General features: G+C 63.2%; 18 protein-coding genes. 9 read left to right on the top strand and 9 right to left on the bottom strand.

The window, feature by feature from the left end:
* Positions 1-109 precede the first annotated feature (109 nt).
* From OIU19_RS02800 to OIU19_RS02785, 4 genes are all read left to right on the top strand, one after another.
* Positions 110-1,399 carry an FAD-binding oxidoreductase gene (locus OIU19_RS02800; protein ID WP_264233166.1) on the top strand — a complete coding sequence of 430 codons (1,290 nt, stop codon included), beginning with the start codon at positions 110-112 and terminating at the stop codon, positions 1,397-1,399.
* A 14-nt stretch (positions 1,400-1,413) separates the two neighbouring features.
* The gene (locus tag OIU19_RS02795) at positions 1,414-1,971 is read left to right on the top strand and encodes a helix-turn-helix domain-containing protein (protein ID WP_186557208.1); all 558 of its coding nucleotides are present in this window, start codon (positions 1,414-1,416) and stop codon (positions 1,969-1,971) included.
* A 9-nt stretch (positions 1,972-1,980) separates the two neighbouring features.
* Positions 1,981-3,333: a glutamine synthetase family protein gene (locus OIU19_RS02790; RefSeq protein ID WP_264233164.1), complete on the top strand. Its 1,353-nt coding sequence runs from the start codon at positions 1,981-1,983 to the stop codon at positions 3,331-3,333.
* Between the two features lie 176 nt (positions 3,334-3,509).
* Entirely contained in the window at positions 3,510-4,289 is a 780-nt protein-coding gene (locus tag OIU19_RS02785; protein WP_186557210.1) for a TSUP family transporter, read from the top strand.
* Here OIU19_RS02785 and nudC read toward each other — a convergent pair.
* Together nudC and OIU19_RS02775 are read right to left on the bottom strand one after the other, a co-directional pair.
* Complete coding sequence (nudC, locus tag OIU19_RS02780) at positions 4,257-5,087, bottom strand: NAD(+) diphosphatase (RefSeq protein WP_264233162.1); 831 nt, start codon at positions 5,085-5,087, stop codon at positions 4,257-4,259. The two genes, OIU19_RS02785 and nudC, sit on opposite strands and share 33 nt — an antisense overlap.
* A 33-nt stretch (positions 5,088-5,120) precedes the next feature.
* The gene (locus OIU19_RS02775) at positions 5,121-5,933 is read right to left on the bottom strand and encodes a crotonase/enoyl-CoA hydratase family protein (protein WP_264233161.1); all 813 of its coding nucleotides are present in this window, start codon (positions 5,931-5,933) and stop codon (positions 5,121-5,123) included.
* A gap of 149 nt (positions 5,934-6,082) precedes the next feature.
* Here OIU19_RS02775 and nhaB point away from each other — a divergent pair, with 149 nt between their 5' ends.
* Entirely contained in the window at positions 6,083-7,585 is a 1,503-nt protein-coding gene (nhaB, locus tag OIU19_RS02770; protein ID WP_264233160.1) for a sodium/proton antiporter NhaB, read from the top strand.
* A gap of 132 nt (positions 7,586-7,717) precedes the next feature.
* Here nhaB and OIU19_RS02765 read toward each other — a convergent pair whose 3' ends face one another.
* From OIU19_RS02765 to OIU19_RS02755, 3 genes are all read right to left on the bottom strand, one after another.
* The gene (locus OIU19_RS02765; protein WP_264233159.1) at positions 7,718-8,110 is read right to left on the bottom strand and encodes a GFA family protein; all 393 of its coding nucleotides are present in this window, start codon (positions 8,108-8,110) and stop codon (positions 7,718-7,720) included.
* Positions 8,111-8,209: 99 nt separating this feature from the next.
* Positions 8,210-8,851 carry a LysE family translocator gene (locus tag OIU19_RS02760; RefSeq protein WP_264233158.1) on the bottom strand — a complete coding sequence of 214 codons (642 nt, stop codon included), beginning with the start codon at positions 8,849-8,851 and terminating at the stop codon, positions 8,210-8,212.
* 46 nt (positions 8,852-8,897) lie between these two features.
* Positions 8,898-9,395 carry a GNAT family N-acetyltransferase gene (locus OIU19_RS02755; protein WP_264233157.1) on the bottom strand — a complete coding sequence of 166 codons (498 nt, stop codon included), beginning with the start codon at positions 9,393-9,395 and terminating at the stop codon, positions 8,898-8,900.
* 254 nt (positions 9,396-9,649) lie between these two features.
* Between OIU19_RS02755 and OIU19_RS02750 the strand changes: the two genes are divergently transcribed.
* On the top strand, positions 9,650-9,955 hold the full coding sequence (locus OIU19_RS02750; protein WP_264233156.1) for an NIPSNAP family protein: 306 nt from the start codon (positions 9,650-9,652) through the stop codon (positions 9,953-9,955).
* A gap of 34 nt (positions 9,956-9,989) precedes the next feature.
* Here the strand turns inward: OIU19_RS02750 and OIU19_RS02745 are convergent, their stop codons facing one another.
* The 3 genes from OIU19_RS02745 to OIU19_RS02735 form a co-directional block, all read right to left on the bottom strand.
* Positions 9,990-10,691 carry a YoaK family protein gene (locus OIU19_RS02745; RefSeq protein ID WP_264233155.1) on the bottom strand — a complete coding sequence of 234 codons (702 nt, stop codon included), beginning with the start codon at positions 10,689-10,691 and terminating at the stop codon, positions 9,990-9,992.
* 484 nt (positions 10,692-11,175) lie between these two features.
* Entirely contained in the window at positions 11,176-12,459 is a 1,284-nt protein-coding gene (locus OIU19_RS02740; RefSeq protein ID WP_186557222.1) for a Zn-dependent hydrolase, read from the bottom strand.
* Positions 12,460-12,610: 151 nt separating this feature from the next.
* Entirely contained in the window at positions 12,611-14,101 is a 1,491-nt protein-coding gene (locus tag OIU19_RS02735) for an NCS1 family nucleobase:cation symporter-1 (protein WP_264233154.1), read from the bottom strand.
* A 617-nt stretch (positions 14,102-14,718) separates the two neighbouring features.
* On the opposite strand from OIU19_RS02735, the gene hydA reads away from it, so the two are divergent.
* The 3 genes from hydA (at position 14,719) to preA (ending at position 18,953) form a co-directional block, all read left to right on the top strand.
* Positions 14,719-16,158, top strand: a complete 1,440-nt coding sequence (hydA, locus tag OIU19_RS02730) for a dihydropyrimidinase (protein WP_264233153.1) — start codon at positions 14,719-14,721, stop codon at positions 16,156-16,158.
* A gap of 152 nt (positions 16,159-16,310) precedes the next feature.
* The gene (locus OIU19_RS02725; protein ID WP_264233152.1) at positions 16,311-17,678 is read left to right on the top strand and encodes an NAD(P)-dependent oxidoreductase; all 1,368 of its coding nucleotides are present in this window, start codon (positions 16,311-16,313) and stop codon (positions 17,676-17,678) included.
* Complete coding sequence (gene preA / locus OIU19_RS02720) at positions 17,679-18,953, top strand: NAD-dependent dihydropyrimidine dehydrogenase subunit PreA (RefSeq protein WP_264233151.1); 1,275 nt, start codon at positions 17,679-17,681, stop codon at positions 18,951-18,953.
* Between the two features lie 49 nt (positions 18,954-19,002).
* Here preA and OIU19_RS02715 read toward each other — a convergent pair whose 3' ends face one another.
* Positions 19,003-19,404, bottom strand: coding sequence for a DUF4440 domain-containing protein (locus OIU19_RS02715; RefSeq protein WP_264233150.1), 402 nt, complete (start codon positions 19,402-19,404; stop codon positions 19,003-19,005).
* Between the last annotated feature and the right edge of the window lie 37 nt (positions 19,405-19,441).

The following is a 19,441-nucleotide window of genomic DNA, read 5'->3' as shown; positions in this document are numbered from 1 at the left end:
GTCTGTGCTGGCCTCTTCGCGGCGCATGCCTACACACCTCACTGGCACAATGAAAATCTTCTGCTAAATTTTCATGAAATAAACAACAATAAATTTCACGAGGCTCGGCATGTTCAAGCAATCCGCACAGCACGTCGCCAGCTACTACGCCAAAACCTACCCCGCACCGATCCCGCTACGCCCTACCCTGCAAGGCCCGCTTGATACCGAGGTACTGATCATCGGCGCCGGCTTCAGCGGCCTGCACACCGCCCTGCGCCTGGCCATGGCCGGCAAACGGGTAACGCTGCTGGAAGCTAGCCGGGTGGCTTGGGCTGCGTCCGGGCGCAATGGCGGCCAGGCGCTGCTGGGCTGGTCGTGCGATATGCCGCCGCTGGAAAAAGCCCTGGGCCTTGAGCGTACCCGCCGTTTATGGGACAGCATGTGCTGGGCTGCCCAAGAGCTGCGTGAACTGCCGCAGCGCCATGGCTTCGATGTCGACTACCGGACCGGCAGCCTGTGGACTGCCGTGCTACCCCGCCGGGTCAACCTGCTTGCCCAGGCAAAACGCGAAGCCGAGGAAAAATGGGGCTACGACGCCTTGCGCCTGATCGGCCACGATGAACTACCCGACTGGATCGACAGCCCCCGCTACCAGGCCGCGCTGTATGACCCCAATGGCGCCCATCTCAACCCACTGAAGCTGGCGCAAGGTCTGGCCAGTGCCATCGAAGCCGCTGGCGGGCAGATTTTCGAACAGAGCCAGGTCCACGACTACCAGCAAACCGCCAGCGGTTTCGTCGCCCGCAGCGATCATGGCGAGGTCCGCAGCCAGGTGCTGGTGCTGGCCTGTAACGCCTACATCGACCGCCTCGATCGGCCCCTGGCCCGCCGGCTGCTGCCGGTTGGCTCCTACCAAGTGACCACCGCACCACTGGAACCGGCCTTCGCCCAGTCACTGCTGCCGCGCAACAGCTGCGTGATCGACAACCAGTTCGTCCCCGACTACTTCCGCCTGACCCCGGACCATCGCCTGCTGTTCGGCGGCGGCTGCACCTATCTGGGTGGCATTCCCAAGGACATCGCCAGCGCCACTCGACCGTATTTGGAGCGGGTCTTCCCACAACTGGCCGGGGTCGCGCTGGAGCATGCCTGGGGCGGGCACATCGACTGCAGCATCCAACGCACCCCAGACATCGGCCGCCAGGGCCAGCGCTACTGGCTACAGGGGTTTTCCGGCCATGGCGTGCTGCCGACCCTGGCCGGGGCGCGGGCGGTCAGCGATGCGATCCTCGGCGATGAGCAGTTGCTGAGCCTGTACCAGGGTATCGACAACGGCCGCTTCCCCGGTGGCGACTTGCTGGCCGCGCCACTGGAGGCGGCGGCCAAGGCCTGGTATCGGCTACGCGACAACTTCTGATCGGAGCCACTGCGATGAACATGCAAGATGAAATCGAAGGCTTGGCGATCCTGGTCCGCGACCTGCGCAAGCACCGTGGGCTGACCCTGGATGAACTGGCCAATCAGATCAATCGCTCGGTGGGGTTCTTGTCCCAGGTCGAACGCGGCCTGTCGCGCCCGACCGTGGCTGACCTGACCGCCATCAGTGAAGCGTTGAAGGTGCCCACCACCTATTTCTACAACGTCAGCAAACCGCGCGCGCTGGACTGGGTCACCCGCCCGGACGAGCGGCGCACGCTGTACTACGCCGGTGGCGTTACCGATGTGCTGGTGTCGCCCAAGCTCAACGGCGGCTTCTCGATGCTCGATAGCCACCTGGCGCCGGGCGCCAGCAGTGGCGAGGGGCACCTGAACGACAGCTCCGAGCAAGGCGGCTTTGTTCTGCAAGGCGAGCTGACCCTTTGGCTCGATGGCCAGGATGAACCCGTCACCCTCTACCCCAACGACAGCTTCCAGCTGCCGCCCAACCGTCATTTTCGCTATGCCAACCTGTCCACCCAGGCGACCCGTGTCCTCTGGGTCTTCCGTTGAGAGCACACCATGACCACCATCCAAGGTTTTGCCGATTTGCTCAGTGAAGTACGCGCATTTCGCAGCCAACACCCCGCTGTACGCTATGTCGACTTGATCAGCCTGGACATCCCCGGGCATTTCTACGGCAAGCGCTACCCCGTCGACATGCTGGAAAAGGTCGCGGCTGGCAGCCCGCTGAAGTTGCCGCAAAACTGCGTACTGCTCGGTGTGCAAGGCGGATTGTTCGACATTGGCGACTACTGCTTCAACGACGGCGACCCGGACGCGCCACGCCGGCTGATCCCCGGCACCCTCAAGCCGGTTAGCTGGGAGCGTGAACCGCTGGGGCAGATGCTGATCAGCTCCGACGGCACCGCCGCCCCCATCGAGTTCGAGCCACGGGAAGTGCTCGCCCGCGTGCTACAACGCCTCCAGCGTCGCGGCATTCGCCCGGTGGTGGCCTTCGAGCTGGAGTTCTACCTGTTCGAACGCACGCTCCAGGACGGTGTGCCGCAGTTCCCCCGCGACCCGCTCAGCGGCGATCAGGATGACCAGCCCAACATGCACATCGAACGGCTGTCGCGCTTCAGCGACGTGCTGCGCGAAATGGTCGAGACCGCCAATGCGCAAGGCGTGGACGCCAACGTGATCACCGCCGAGCTGGGCCCCGGCCAGTTCGAGATCAACTTCGGCCACTGCGATGACGGCCTGCGCGCCGCCGACTGGGCGGCGCTGTTCTGTCGCAGCACCCGCGGCGTGGCCCTCAAGCACGGCCTGCGCGCCAGTTTCATGAGCAAGCCCTACTTGCAGGCGCCGGGCAGCGGCATGCATGTGCATGTCAGCCTGTATGACCAGGCCGGCAACAACCTGTTGGCCGCTGACCAGCAACGGCCGTTACGCCATGCGGTGGCCGGTTGCCTGGCGCTGCTGCCGCATTGCATGCCGATCTTTGCCGCCAACCACAATGCGTTCAGGCGCTATGGCGCCATGGTCAATGCCGCCAGCCGCGCCAGCTGGGGGTTCGAAGATCGCGACGCGTGCATCCGTATTCCCGAGTCGGATCCGCGCAACCTGCGCATCGAGCACCGCTTGGCCGGGGCCGACGCCAATCCGTACCTGGTGCTGGCGGCCATTCTGGCGGGCATGGAGCATGGCCTGGACGCGGCGCAGGAACCGATCGCGCCGCTCAATGAAGATCGTCGCAGCGGCATTGATTTTCCCAAGGATCTGCTGAGCGCCGTAGCCGCGATGCGCGATTACCCACCCGTGCTGGCAGGCCTGGGCGAGGAGTTCGTGATGGTCTACTGCGAGAACAAGCGTCAGGATCACCTGGCATTCATGCAGGAGGTCAGTGCCAGGGAGTACCGCTGGTTCCTGTGAAGATTGCTGGCAGTCCCACCGGCTCCTGCGACTGGCTGGGTTTATCGCAGGGCCAACGTGGGAGCGGGCTTGCCCCGCGATGAGGCCAGCACTGGCAACCCTTCACCCCGAGGGCTACCATGGCAGGCTTTAGCGCGGCCTTTTGCCGCGCCTTTGCCGCTTAAGCCCGAACCCTCATGCCTTTCGAACTCTCTGTAGAACCGCTCACCCTGCTGATCCTCGCCGCAGTCGCCTTCGTCGCCGGCTTCATCGATGCCATCGCCGGCGGTGGCGGCCTGCTGACCACACCAGCACTGCTCACCGCAGGCATGCCGCCGCACCTGGTGCTGGGCACCAACAAGCTCAGCTCGACCTTCGGCTCGGCCACCGCCGGCTTCACCTACTACCGGCGCAAGCTGTTCCACCCGGCGCAGTGGCGCCCTGCCCTGTTCGCCACCCTGGTCGGGGCATTGCTGGGGGCGATCATCGCCCACTACCTGCCCGCCGAATGGCTGAACAAAATGCTCCCAGTGATCGTCTTCGCCTGTGGTATCTACCTGCTGTTTGGCGGCACGCCGAAGGCGCCGCTGGATGCCGATGCACCGATCAAGAAAACCTGGCAGGTGCCGCAGGGCTTCACCCTGGGCTTCTACGATGGCGTGGCAGGCCCTGGCACCGGGGCGTTCTGGACGGTGAGCACGCTGCTGCTGTATCCGATCGACCTGGTCCGCGCCAGCGGCGTGGCGCGCAGCATGAACTTCGTCAGCAACATCGCGGCGCTGACGGTGTTCATCGTGTCTGGGCAAGTGGACTACATCGTCGGCTTGGCCATGGGCCTGTCAGTGATGGTCGGCGCCTTCTTCGGTGCACGCACGGCGATCAGCGGCGGCAGCAAGTTCATCCGCCCGGTGTTCATCACCGTGGTGCTGGCGTTGACCGTGCGCCTAGCCTGGCAGCACTGGTTCGGGCAAGCCTAAGCGGCGCGCGACATACAGGTCGATCAGGTGCCGGGCGATGGAACGCCCGGCCGGCAATGGCGGTAACGCATGGACGTTGAACCACTGCGCATCCTCGATCTCATCCGGCTGCATGACGATCTCGCCACCGGCGTACTCGGCATGAAAGCCCAGCATCATCGAATGCGGGAATGGCCAACACTGGCTGCCCACGTACTGGATGTTCTTCACCTCCACCGCCACTTCCTCACGCACTTCGCGCACCAGGCAGTCTTCTGCCGACTCACCGGGTTCGGCGAAACCAGCCAGGGTACTGTAGACCCCGGTGACAAAGCGCGGCGAGCGCGCCAGCAGAATCTCGTCACCGCGCGTCACCAGGACGATCATGCTCGGCGAGATCCGTGGGTAGCTGCGCAGATCGCAAGGCTTGCAGTACATCGCCCGCTCCCAGTGGATCTGCGTCATTGCCTGGCCACAGCTGCCGCAGAAACGGTGCTCACGCGCCCAGGTGCCGATCTGCGCGGCATAGCCCAGTAGCTTGTAGGTATCGAAATCGCCTTCGAGCATGAACTGGCGCAGGCCACGCCAGCCACAACCGGCCACTTCGCCAGCGCTGCGCAGTTCGAGCAAGAACACCGGCTCGCCGTCGAAGTGGCCGATGCCGTGCTCGCTGAGCACGTCCAGCGCTTGGCGCTTGAGCCACTCGCGAGGGAACAGCGCGCCGTTGTCATCCACCAGGAACCCGTCCGGGCCGCGGGCAACGGCCCAGCCCCCAGAGATCTGCGGGTCGAGTACTGCGGTAGTCCAGCGTGCTGACATGTTCGGCTTCCTTCAAGCGCGTCCCCCGCCCAATCAGTCGGCGAACGTCGGTTTCTGTTTGCTCATGTGCGCCGCCACGGCTACCCGCAAGTCTTCGGACTGCAGCATGGCGGCGTTCCAGGTGGCGATGTACTCCAGGCCATCGTCGATGCGATGGTCGCGCATGTAGCCGATCATCTCTTTGGTGCCGGCCACGGCAATGGGGGATTTTCCCGCAATTTCCCGGGCAATGGCAAAGACTCCATCAAGCAGCGCCGCCTGATCAGGGTAGACCCGGTTGACCAGGCCGATCTGCCGCGCCTCTTCGGCCTCGACGTGACGACCGGTATAGGCCATTTCGCGCATCACGCCATCACCGATGATCCGTGGCAAACGTTGCAAGGTGCCGACATCGGCGGCCATGCCCATGTCGATCTCCTTGATCGAGAACTGCGCATCGCTGCTGCAGTAGCGCATGTCGCAGGCCGAAACCAAGTCGATCGCACCGCCCAGGCAATACCCCTGGATCGCCGCCAGGACCGGCTTGCGGCATTTGTCGACCGCGGTGAACGAGGCCTGCATGCGCAGGATGGTCTGGCGCAGCAGGCGAGCATTGCGACCGACGTCCTTGCCCAGCTGGCTGGCCAGCGACGCCAGCATCATCAGGTCGATGCCCGAGGAGAAATGCTTGCCTGCGCCGCTGATGACCACGGCGCGCACCGCATCGGTGTCGTCGATCCACTTGAAGATCGCGATGATCTCTTCCCAGAACGCCGCATTCATTGCGTTGATCTTTTCCGGGCGATTGATCTGAACGTGGGCGATGTTGTCGGTCAGTTCGACCTTGAACGCGGTGTAGTCGGTCACGGGCGGCACTCCTGTGGGAAAAGGGTTCAGCGCCGGACTATAGCGCACCCCAAAGGCCGCACTTGTGCCAAAAGCGGGACTGCACAGCTTGCGCGATGCGCCCGCTTGGGGCACTTTGCGCCACTGCAGAATCATAAGGATACAAATTCATGTCGCGCTCTCTGGCCGGCACTGTCGCCCGCTCGTTTCTGGGCCAGTCGCCGCTTTGGTACAAGGCGGTCATCTGCCTGTTCCTGATCCTCAACCCACTGGTGCTGCTCAGCGCTGGCCCAGTGGCCGCAGGCTGGCTGCTGGTGATCGAGTTCATCTTCACGTTGGGCATGGCCCTCAAGTGCTATCCGCTGATGCCTGGCGGTCTGCTGTTGATCGAAGCCTTGCTGATCAAGCTGACCACGCCCCAGGCGCTGTACGAAGAGCTGCTGCACAACTTCCCGGTGATCCTGCTGCTGATGTTCATGGTCGCGGGTATTCACTTCATGAAGGAGCTGCTGCTGTTCCTGTTCTCGCGGATCCTGCTGGGGGTGCGCTCCAAGGCCCTGCTGGCGCTGTTGTTCTGCGTGTTGTCGGCGTTTCTTTCGGCGTTTCTCGATGCCCTGACCGTGACGGCGGTGATCATCAGCGCGGCGGTGGGTTTCTATGCGGTTTATCACCGGGTGGCGTCTGGGGCCAACCCTCGGGAAGAGTCCGAGCTGGCCAGCGACCAGCAGGTCGCCCAGTTGCACCGTGAAGACCTCGACCAGTTTCGCGCCTTTCTGCGCAGCCTGTTGATGCATGGCGCAGTCGGCACGGCGCTGGGCGGGGTGTGCACCTTGGTCGGCGAGCCGCAGAACCTGCTGATCGGCCATGAGCTGGGTTGGCACTTCGCCGATTTCTTCCTCAAGGTGGCGCCGGTTTCCTTGCCAGTACTCGCCGCCGGCCTGGTGACCTGCGTAGCCCTGGAGAAGCTGTGCCTGTTCGGCTACGGCACCCTGATGCCCGAGCGCGTACGCCAGGTGCTGGCTGCCCACGCCGCCGAGGACGATGCCGCGCGCACCCCAGCGCAGCGCCTGGCACTGCGGGTGCAGGGGGTTGCCGCGCTGATCCTGATTGTCTGCCTGGGTCTGCACATCGCCGAAGTCGGCTTGATTGGCCTGATGGTGATCGTGCTGATCACCGCGTTCACCGGCATTACCGACGAGCACCGCCTGGGCCGCGCGTTCCAGGACGCCATGCCGTTCACGGCGTTGCTGGTGGTGTTTTTCGCGGTGGTCGCAGTGATCCATCAGCAGCAGTTGTTCAGCCCGCTGATCGCCTCGGTGCTGGCCCTACCGGCCGAGCAGCAGCCAGGCATGTTGTACTTGGCCAACGGCCTGCTGTCGGCGATTAGCGACAACGTGTTCGTGGCGACCATCTACATCACCGAGGTCAAGCAAGCATTTGTCAACGGTGCGATGAGCCGCGAGCATTTCGAGACCTTGGCGGTGGCGATCAATACCGGCACCAACCTGCCCAGCGTGGCCACGCCCAATGGCCAGGCAGCGTTTCTGTTCCTGCTGACCTCGGCGATTGCCCCGCTGATTCGGCTATCGTACGGGCGGATGGTGTGGATGGCCTTGCCGTATACCGTCGTGATGGGTGGCCTGGGCTGGTGGGCGGTGACTTACTGGTTGTAAGCCCAGCCAATGGATTGACTGTGCCGGCCTCATCGCGGGGCAAGCCCGCTCCCACGCCCATCTCCCACGAGGACCTGAGCGGCCTGCGTGGGAGCGGGCTTGCCCCGCGATGAGGCCGGCACTGACACGCCATCAATCCTCGCTTCGCCCTACCCCTTCACGGTCCTGCGGGTAATGCTTGGCCAGGGCAAACGCCGGCAACCAGCCCTCGCGGCGCACCGTCCAGCTTTCATAGGTCGGCTGCAGTTGATCAGGCGCATCCATCGCCCCCAGATTGACCTCGACTTCATCAGCACTGCGATTGAACACCGACGAACCACAACGCGGACAAAAATGCCGCCCCGCGTAATCGCGCGTCTCACCCGTGATCGTCACCGCCGCCTGAGGAAAGATCGCCGAGGCATGAAACAACGCCCCGTGAAACTTTCGACAATCCAGACAGTGACACAGGCCAACCCGGTAGGGCCTCCCCGTTGCTTCAATCCGCACGTCGCCGCATAGACACCCTGCGCTGAATCGCTGCATGACGCACCTCCGCCACCTATTCGATCAGCTTCAATAGTGGAGCTCACAGCCCTCGATTGCCAGCAATGCCCCCCTGAGCAGTATTCAGCTGCGCCGCGCTCAGGCCGTCTGCCGACGCATCATCAAAATCGCCGCGCCGAAGCCAATGAAGGTGGTCCCTACCACCCGGCTGACCCAGCGCGAAAACGCCGGCCGGGTCAACACGCCCTTGGCCCGCGAAGCGAGCATTGCGTACAGCCCAAGCGACATCAGCGACAGCGCCATGAAAATCGAGGTAAGGATCAGAAACTGCGGCAGCAATGCAGCCCCCTGGTCAATGAACTGCGGGAACAACGCGGTGAAGAACATAGTCGCCTTGGGGTTGGTCGCTGCCGTGAGAAATGCCGACTTATACAGTTTCATCCGCGTCGGTCTGTTGGCCTTGCTGCTGCCCGCGCCATCGTTCGCAAGCATCGAATTCTTCTTTAACAGCTGCTTTGCGCCCAGGTAGAACAGGTACGCCGCCCCCAGAATCTTCACGGCGTTGAACAGTATTTCCGAGCTAGCAAGCAAGGCCCCCAAGCCGAGCATCGCCGCTGCCGACAAGCAGAACAGGCCACTGACATTGCCCAGCGACGACCAGATCGCCGAGCGTGCGCCGTACAGGATGCTGTTGTTGATCGCCATCAATGAGGCAGGCCCAGGGCTGGCGATGGCAATCGCGGCAACCAGGGAATAAGCGAGGAGCAAGTGGATATCCATGTCTTGGAACTCAATAAAGTGAAATGCTGTAGGGCGTGTTAGTCGCTCAATCGAGCGGGATGGTCTTGGCCATCTCAGCGGTCGGTACCCAGCCCAGGTTTTCATACACCGGCCGGCCAAGTTCGGTGGCATGGAGAATGGCAAAGCCGATGCCGCGCCGGGCGAACTCGGCATCGGCCAGGTTCATCAAGGCCGAGGCCAACCCGCGCCGTCGGTAGTCAGGCTCGACGAACACATTGAGCACATAACCACGCTGGGCGCAGGTTGGATGAGCCGGATGCGGCGGCCAGTCCAGGCTCATCAAACCAATCGCCGCAGCGGTTTTGCCTTGATCGCTGAGGACGAAGCCAAAGTATCGCCCGTCCAATAAACGCGGGCGTAACCAAGTCGCGAAGTGCTCGGTCATGACGCGCAGCTGGGCAGGCTCACCACCGGCCTCAGCGAACATTTTTTCGCGCTGGGCACAGATCATCGCGTGGTCACCCGTTTGCAACCGACGCACCATCAGGCCGGAAAAATCGATTGTGCGGGGAGTCTCGTTCATAACTTGCACCTAGGCTGGGCCATCGATGCTAAAGCAGGCAGGCAACTGGCATAAGCTACAGATGGGGGCCAATCGGACCATACAGAGGAAAATCCCGGCACACCCTGTCACAAGGGTCTGCCGCCGAGGGCGCTGCGCGAAGGCTATGAGCTGATGAGTCAGACCCTGATGCTCACGTTGACGGGGCGCTAATCGACGCTGCTAGGGTTGCCTGCTAAGGTGTGCGCCCCACCTCGCAGCAAAGGAATGAGCGAATGATCACCTGCCATCTCAGATACGTCATCGACCCTTATCAGATACCCGCCTTCGAGCACTACTCACGGCTGTGGATTCAACTGGTCAACCGCATGGGCGGCAACCACCATGGCTATTTCCTGCCGTCCGAGGGCGCCAACAATATCGCCTACGCATTGTTCAGTTTTCCCAGCCTTGCGGCGTACGAACAGTACCGCAAAGCGTCCGAAACCGATCCGGAATGCATCGCCGCGTTCGCCCTGGCGACCGAGCAACGGTTCATTCTGAGTTATGAGCGAAGCTTCCTGCGGCCGGTGCTCGACTAAGCCGTTACCCTTACCGAAATGGACTACAGCTCCGTTAGCGCGGCAGGTAGCCCAACTGCCAAGCCCTGGGGATGAAGGCGCAGACCAAGGCCAGTACGCTGGCCAACGTGCCACTGCCAATCAGCGCCATCAGCCCCAGCCGTTGTTGCAACCAAGCCCCCAGCGCGGCGCCCAGCAACATGCCAGTCCAAGGCACCAACTGCACCCGCCAGCCATTGCGCCGCTCGCCCAGCAGCCAGCGCCCAAGCCCGCGACCGAAGCGTGACAGCGCACCGGTCACATAGGTCAGGCCGATCGGCAGGCCATTCACTTGCTCGACCACGGCATTGATCATGCCCATGGCCAGGATCGCCGTGAGCAGCGCTGGCAATGCCGTCGGTACCGGCCACAGGCCAGCGCCGGTCAGCAGACTGGCGACGATCAACAGCACCGGCCAGGCCTTGCGCTTGAAGCTGCGCACCAGCATCACGCCAAGGGCATTGCCGACCACGAAGCCAACAATCGCCAGCGCCAGACGCACCACCAGGGCCAGATCGGCCTGGCTGATGGCTGCGGCCAAGCGAGTGGTGTTGCCACTCATGAACGAGACGAAATCGCCCATCGCCAACAGGCCGATGGCATCGGTCATTCCCGCCAGCACCGACAGCCCGGCGACCAGGCCCAAGCCGACGCGCCCGCGCAAGCGTTGCAACCTGGCGCGTTTGGCACTGTGCAGGTAAGCGGTATGGGTGAGCATGGGCGGGGCGATCTCCCTTCAGACGGTGGGCAATACTGGCGATGCAAGGTTCGCCTGATGCCTGAGCCAATCGATGAACGCGGATACCGGCACACGCTGCAAGGCTTGCGAGCAAGCAACCGCGTAATAGGCGAAGCGCGCGGGTCAGGGCAGGTCCAGCACCACCACCAGCCTGCCACTTTGTAACGCTTCCTGGGCATGATTGTCTTGCACCAGAGCAATGCCCTGGCCCATCGCGCTGTGCGCAATAACAACAGATCCTCAGCAAAGCTCGGCCCGCGCCGTCAGGCTCCACGCCATGTGTCTGTAGCCATAGGTCCCAGTCAGCGCGGTCGGAGCCTTGCGACAGCGGATGGTGCAGGCAATCCGCCGGACTCTGGATGGCCGGGCCTTTGGCGAGGGCCAGCGGCCGTCGTCAACGAGGCACTGGGGCAGGCCGTGCTGCCCCTTCCCCGTGCCGCTAGCCCAGCAGTGTTAGCCGCCGTCAGGCGGCCAAGCGCCCGCTGGCAATCGCCTCGGACGCTGCCAGCATCGCCCGCAACAACACCGCGCAGCCTGCCGCCAAATCCTCGGGCGTGGCGTTCTCGATCTCGTTGTGGCTGATGCCGTTTTCACAGGGCACGAAGATCATTCCCGCCGGGCCTAGCTCGGCGAGGAAGATCGCGTCATGCCCTGCCCCGCTGACGATGTCCATGTGCGGCAGGCCAAGCGTGCGCGCCGAGTCGCGCACCGCGTCGACGCAACTGCGGTCGAAATACAGCGCGGGGAAATCTGCGGTTGGGGTCAGCTCGTAGCTCAAGCCGTGCTTGGCACAGGTAGCCTCGATCACCTCACGCACCTCGACGATCATCGCATCCAGTTGATCGCCCTGCAGATGACGCAAATCCAGGGTCATGCGCACTTCCCCCGGAATGACGTTACGCGAGCCCGGATACGCTTGCAGGCATCCAACCGTACCGCAAGCGTGGGGCTGATGGCCGAGCGCAGTGCGGTTGACCGCCTCGACCACCGCCGCAGCGCCGACCAGGGCGTCCTTGCGCAAATGCATGGGCGTGGGGCCGGCATGCGCTTCGACGCCACGCAGGCTCAGGTCGAACCACTTCTGCCCGAGGGCGCCGAGCACCACGCCGATGGTCTTGGCCTGGTCCTCAAGAATCGGCCCCTGTTCGATATGCGCTTCGAAGTAGGCACCCACCGGATGACCAAGCACGGCACGTGGGCCGGCATAGCCGATGGCGTTGAGCGCATCGCCCACTGTCACGCCTTGCGCGTCGGTCTTGGCCAGGGTCTGCTCGAGGGTGAACTTACCGGCGAACACGCCCGAGCCCATCATGCAGGGAGGGAAGCGCGAGCCTTCTTCGTTGGTCCACACCACCACTTCCAGCGGCGCCTCGGTTTCGACGCCGAGGTCGTTGAGGGTGCGGATCACTTCAAGACCCGCCATCACGCCAAAGCAACCGTCGAACTTGCCGCCGGTAGGCTGGGTGTCGATGTGGCTACCGGTCATTACCGGCGGCAGTTTGGGATTGCGCCCCGGGCGGCGGGCGAAGATGTTGCCGATGCCGTCGATGCTGACGCTGCAGCCGGCCGCTTGGCACCACTGCACGAACAGGTCACGGGCCTGGCGATCGAGGTCGGTCAACGCCAGGCGACAGACGCCGCCCTTGGCGGTAGCGCCGAGGCGCGCGAGGTCCATCAAAGATTGCCACAGGCGGGCGCTGTCGACGTGGCGGTCGGTGGATTGCAGGACATCCTTGGCAGGATTCATGGTCATCTCCTCAGGCTTTTTTCTGCTGACACGCATGGGTTGTCGAGTGGGACTTGTTCGCGGGCAAGCCCGCACAGGCTGAACGCTGATCCGAACATCACGCCAAGCCCTGTGGGGGCGGGCTTGCCCGCGAACAGACCAGCGCGGTTGCTCAGGGCACAGGTTTAGCCAGCCGCGCGGGACTGCGGGCAGCGATGCCACCGAGGACGTAGTACAGCGCCCCACCCAGCAGCGAACCGGTAAACCAGCCGTAGTCATAGAACCAACTGAAACTGCTATTGCCGATAGCCATCACGGTAAGCGCCACCGGTAGCGCGAAGGCGGCGAAACCCGCCCAGTTCCAGGCCGGGTAAACGTCGTCGCGATACAACCCGGCAAGGTCCAGCTGCTGACGGCGGATCAGGAAGTAGTCCACCACCATGATCCCGGCAATTGGCCCGAGCAGGCTGGAGTAGCCCAGCAGCCAGTTGGAATAGACGCTCTCAAGGCTCAGCTCGGAAACGATCCAGCCGAGCTTTTTCAACAGCTCGTGGCCCATCAGCAGCAAGCCGATCACCCCGGTCAGCAGCACCGCCCGGGTGCGCCCGATCAAGCGGGGGGCGATGTTCTGGAAATCGTTGGTGGGCGAAACGATGTTCGCTGCGGTGTTGGTCGAAAGCGTGGCGATCACGATCAAGGCCATGGCCAATGCGACCCAGCCTGGGCTCTGGATACGGCCGATCAGGCTGACCGGATCGGAGACGGTTTCCCCCACCAGCGAGGCCGAGGCGGCGGTCATCACCACCCCCAGGGCGGCGAACAGGAACATGGTCAGCGGCAAGCCGAAAATCTGCCCGAGGATCTGGTCTTTCTGGCTCTTGGCATAGCGGCTGAAGTCGGGAATGTTCAGCGACAGCGTGGCCCAGAAGCCGACCATCGCCGTTAGCCCCGCGCAGAAGTAACTGACCACGCTGGCGCCCTCTGGACGCTTGGGGGGTTGGGCCAGCAGCTCGGTCATCGACATGTGCGGCAGGGCCCAGAACAGCAGGCCGAAACCGACTGCCACCAGCAGCGGCGCAGACAGCGTTTCCAACCACTTGATCGACTCGGCGCCACGCAGCACCACCCACAGGTTGAGCGCCCAGAAGATCATGAAGCCCAGCACCTCGCCGGTACCGGCCAGGGCCTTCCAGCCGTCGAACACCGAGCCCAGGAACAGGTGAATGGCCAAGCCGCCGAACATGGTCTGGATACCGAACCAGCCGCAAGCGACCACCGCACGAATCAGGCACGGCACGTTGGAGCCGAGGATGCCGAACGAGGAGCGCAGCAGCACTGGGAAGGGAATGCCGTACTTGGTCCCTGGGAAGGCGTTGAGGGTCAGCGGGATCAATACGATGAGGTTGGCCAGCAGGATCGCCAGCAACGCCTCACCCACGCTCAAGCCGAAGTAGGCGGTCAGCACTCCGCCCAGGGTGTAGGTCGGTACACAGATGGACATCCCCACCCACAAGGCGGTGATGTGCCACTTGTTCCAGGTGCGCTGGTGCACCTTGGTGGGGGCCATGTCGTGGTTGTAGCGGGGGCTGTCGAGGACGTCGCTGCCAGCATTGAGCTCGCACAGACCATCCTTTTCGATCACTTCCGATCTGCTCGGTTGCATGGGGCCTTCTCCAGATTTTCTTTTAATTTTTCGCTCATCGGGCTAATGCGATGGCCGGAGTACACACACCACCAGTACTGCACCTGTGGCCCGGCCTGGCTGCGGGCCCTCTCAATAAGCATGCCGGGTTGGCCGAAGCTGCCCCGGTCGACCGCCGCCGACCACAGGTAATCAACTGATCTGCAAAGCATTGTTCAACGCCAGCGGCGGACACGGTCAAACCCGTGGCTGACGCTGTTACTGCAACGAGCCGGCCTTGGCCCCTGCATCAGGTTTCAATCTGGTGCAGCGATTTTTTCTGCGCCGCGGACCAGGCCCTCACACCCAGTTTCAAGCAGCTGATTTTGCATGGAAAATCTTGACCAATTTGCCATCTTGTCAAGTGCGTCAAAATGGTGAGGAGGCTCACCATTTTGGTGATTTTTGTTTTAATTCGTTATTTTTCAATAACTTATAAACTGAATATGCTTATAAAAATATTTCTTGAACAATAGTAGATCCCCATCTAGATTTCATTCTTGTCAGGCCTGACAGGATTAAAACTATCCTCCAGTCACTGCCAGAAAAATAATTTCAAGAACCGGCCCAAGACCGGTCAGCCTGCGAGGAAGACGGCAATGTCCCTGTTGATCCGTGGCGCCACCGTGGTTACTCACGAAGAAAGCTACCCCGCTGATGTCCTGTGTGTTGATGGCCTGATCCGCGCCATTGGCGAAGACCTCGATCCCCCCGCCGGCTGCGAAACCCTCGATGGCAGCGGTCAATACCTGATGCCCGGTGGCATCGATCCGCACACCCACATGCAATTGCCGTTCATGGGCACGGTGGCCAGTGAAGACTTCTTCAGTGGCACTGCCGCAGGGCTTGCCGGCGGCACCACCTCGATCATCGACTTCGTCATCCCCAACCCCCAGCAGTCATTGCTGGAAGCCTTCCACACCTGGCGCGGCTGGGCGGAAAAATCCGCTAGCGACTATGGCTTTCACGTCGCCATCACCTGGTGGAGTGAACAGGTCGCCGAAGAGATGGGCGAGCTGGTCGCGCACCATGGGGTCAACAGCTTCAAGCACTTCATGGCTTACAAGAACGCGATCATGGCCGCCGACGACACTCTGGTGGCCAGTTTCGAGCGCTGCTTGCAACTGGGCGCAGTGCCTACCGTGCATGCCGAGAACGGCGAGCTGGTCTACCACCTGCAGCAGAAGTTGCTCGCCCAGGGCATGACCGGCCCCGAGGCGCATCCGCTGTCGCGCCCTGCCCAGGTCGAAGGCGAAGCCGCCAGCCGCGCCATCCGCATCGCCGAAACCCTGGGCACGCCGCTGTACCTGGTGCATGTGTCGACCCGCGAGGCGCTGGATGAAATCGCCTATGCCCGGGCCAAGGGCCAGCCGGTGTACGGCGAAGTCCTGCCCGGCCACCTGTTGATCGACGACAGCGTCTACCGCGACCCGGACTGGGCCACCGCCGCAGGCTTTGTGATGAGCCCGCCGTTCCGCCCACGCGAGCATCAAGAGGCGCTGTGGCGCGGACTGCAATCGGGCAACCTGCACACCACCGCCACCGACCACTGCTGCTTCTGCGCCGAGCAGAAAGCCGCCGGGCGCAACGACTTCAGCCGCATCCCCAACGGCACTGCCGGCATCGAGGACCGCATGGCTGTGCTGTGGGACGCCGGGGTCAACAGCGGGCGCTTGTCGATGCACGAGTTCGTCGCGCTGACCTCCACCAACACGGCGAAGATCTTCAACCTGTTCCCGCGCAAGGGCGCCATCCGCGTCGGCGCCGATGCCGACCTGGTGCTGTGGGACCCACAGGGCAGCCGCACGATCTCGGCCAAGACCCACCACCAGCAGGTCGATTTCAACATCTTCGAAGGCCGCACGGTTCGCGGCATCCCCAGCCACACCATCAGCCAGGGCCGGGTGCTCTGGGCCGATGGCGACCTGCGCGCGGAACCTGGCGCCGGTCGTTACGTGGAGCGCCCGGCCTACCCCTCGGTGTATGAGGTGCTCAGCCGACGCGCCGAGCATCAGCGGCCGACGCCCGTTCAGCGTTGAAGCAAGGGCCTGCTAGGCAGCCCATCGCAGGCTGGCGATAGCCTGCGCTGGGCGAGCAAGAACAAGAATGATGTACCCGTTGACTGCCATCCCCGAAACGGACAGGCGGGTGACCGCCGCCTGCATCCATAAAAAAGAGAGAGGCTACAACCGTGATCGATGCCCTGAAGCACCTGCCGCGCCCCCGCGCCGGCGCCGACCAACTGGCCGATAACTTCGGCGATCTCGCTCCCCCCCTCAGCGCCCGCCAGGCTGCGCTGGAAAGCGCTCGATGCCTGTACTGCTTCGATGCGCCGTGCGTCAACGCCTGCCCCAGCGAGATCGACATCCCCTCGTTCATCCACCGCATCAGTGACGACAACCTGCAAGGCGCCGCCGAACGGATTCTGTCGGCGAACATCCTCGGCGGCAGCTGCGCCCGGGTCTGCCCGACCGAAATCCTCTGCCAGCAAGCCTGCGTGCGCAACAACGCCCAGGAATGCGCGCCTGTGCTGATCGGCCAGCTGCAGCGCTACGCGCTGGACAACGCCGGTTTCAGCGAGCACCCATTCAAGCGCGCGCCGGCCACGGGCAAGCGTATCGCAGTGGTCGGCGCCGGCCCGGCCGGCTTGTCCTGCGCTCATCGCCTGGCCATGCATGGCCACGACGTGGTGATCTTCGAGGCCCGCGAGAAGTCCGGCGGCCTCAACGAGTACGGCATCGCCCGCTACAAACTGGTGGATGACTACGCCCAGCAAGAAGTGCAATTTTTACTTGGCATCGGCGGCATCGAGATCCGCCACGGCCAGCGCCTGGGCGGCAACCTGAGCTTGAGCGAGCTGCACCAGCAGTACGATTCGGTATTCCTCGGCCTGGGCCTGAACGCTGTACGCCAACTGGGCCTGGCGGACGAAGAAGCGCCCGGCCTGCTCGCCGCCACCGACTACATTCGCGAACTGCGCCAGGCCGATGACCTGAGCCAACTGCCGTTGGCCGACCGCTGCCTGGTGATCGGCGCGGGCAATACCGCCATCGACATGGCTGTGCAGATGAGCCGCCTGGGCGCCCGCGACGTCAACCTGGTGTACCGCCGTGGCCACGCCGACATGGGCGCCACCGGTCATGAACAGGACATCGCCAAGGCCAACCAGGTACGCCTGCACACCTGGGCACGCCCGGATGCGGTGTTGCTCGATCAGCACAATCGCGTGCGCGGCATGCGCTTTGCCCGCACCGAGCTGGTCGAAGGCCGCCTGCACGATACCGGCGAAACCTTCGAGCTGGCCGCCGACGCGATCTTCAAAGCCATCGGCCAATGCTTCGACGACACCAGTCTCAGCGACCCGCTGGCCGCGCAACTGGCCCGCGACGGCGAACGCATTCAGGTCGACCAGAACCTGCGCACCAACCTGCCCGGCATCTATGCCGGCGGCGATTGTACCGCGCTAGGCCAGGACCTCACCGTCCAGGCCGTGCAACACGGCAAGCTGGCCGCCGAAGCCATCCATGCCCAACTCATGCTCAATGTGGAGGCTGCGTAAATGGCCGACTTGTCTATCGAATTCGCCGGTATCAAGGCACCCAACCCGTTCTGGCTGGCCTCTGCACCGCCAACCGACAAGGCTTACAACGTGGTCCGCGCGTTCGAGGCCGGCTGGGGCGGCGTGGTCTGGAAAACCCTCGGCGAAGACCCAGCAGCGGTCAACGTGTCGTCGCGCTACTCGGCGCACTTTGGCGCCAACCGCTCGGTGCAGGGCATCAACAACATCGAGCTGATCACCGACCGCTCGCTGGAGATCAACCTGCGCGAGATCACCCAGGTCAAGAAGGACTGGCCCGACCGCGCGCTGATCGTGTCGCTGATGGTGCCGTGCGAGGAGCAGTCGTGGAAGTTCATCCTGCCGCTGGTAGAGGCCACCGGCGCTGATGGTATCGAGCTGAATTTCGGCTGCCCACACGGCATGCCTGAGCGCGGCATGGGCGCCGCCGTCGGCCAGGTGCCAGAGTATGTCGAGATGGTCACCCGCTGGTGCAAGACCTACTGCTCGCTGCCGGTGATCGTCAAGCTCACCCCGAACATCACCGACATTCGTCAGTCGGCCCGCGCTGCGCATCGCGGTGGCGCCGATGCGGTGTCGCTGATCAACACCATCAACTCGATCACAAGCGTCGATCTCGAGCGCATGGTTGCGCATCCAATCGTTGGCGATCAGAGCACCCATGGCGGTTATTGCGGCTCGGCGGTCAAGCCGATTGCCTTGAACATGGTTGCCGAGATTGCCCGCGACCCTGAGACTCGCGGGCTGCCGATCTGCGGCATCGGCGGCATCGGTAACTGGCGGGATGCCGCCGAGTTCATCGCGCTGGGCAGCGGTGCGGTGCAGGTATGCACGGCGGCCATGCTGCATGGCTTTCGGATTGTCGAGGACATGAAGGACGGGCTGGCGCGCTGGATGGACCAACATGGCCATCGCAACCTGGACGCGTTCCGTGGCCAGGCGGTTGGACATACCACGGACTGGAAGTACCTGGACATCAACTACCAGGTGATTGCCCAGATTGACCAGCAAGCGTGCATTGGCTGTGGGCGTTGCCACATCGCCTGCGAAGATACCTCGCACCAGGCGATAAGCAGCACACTGAAGGCCGATGGCACCCATGAATACCGCGTTATCGAGGAGGAATGCGTGGGCTGCAACCTGTGCCAGATCACCTGCCCAGTCGAGGACTGCATCGAGATGGTGGCGCAGGATACCGGCAAGCCTTATCTGAATTGGACCCAGGATCCGCGCAATCCGTATCGTGAGGCCAGTTAGGTTGCGGTTTGTTCGGCGATAGTCGGGGCCGCAAGGCGGCCCCAGTACTTCACCCCAACGCCGTCTCATGCAAACACTGCCAAACAATCGATTGTGCGCTGCACCGCACGATCACCAACGAATACCGCACCTGCTCAACCCCGGGCAAACGATGCGTCTCCTTGTACCTCAAGGCAACGCCACTCCGCGCCTGCCACACCACCTGCACATCGCTGACCAGCATTTCCAACCCCACTCGGGTGCCCGCAACGCGATCGAACATCTGCCCCACCTGGGTACGGTCCACCAGCGCCCCAGCCGTGGTGACCATGCTGAAGTCATCGGCAAACACCGCCATCAGTTGCTCAAGCACCTCGCGGGTCTCAGCCGCAGGTCGGGTAAACACCGTATGAATCAGTTGGTGCACGTCATGGATACTGCGCTCAGCTCGTTCAATCAGTGCTTCATTCATCCATTGCTTCCTGACATCGGCATGAAACCTGGAATCT

Source organism: Pseudomonas sp. BT-42-2 (genome assembly GCF_025847435.2).
GTDB lineage: Bacteria > Pseudomonadota > Gammaproteobacteria > Pseudomonadales > Pseudomonadaceae > Aquipseudomonas > Aquipseudomonas urmiensis.
Note: the sequence above shows the minus strand (reverse complement) of the source record. Positions and strands in the feature narration are given on the sequence as shown.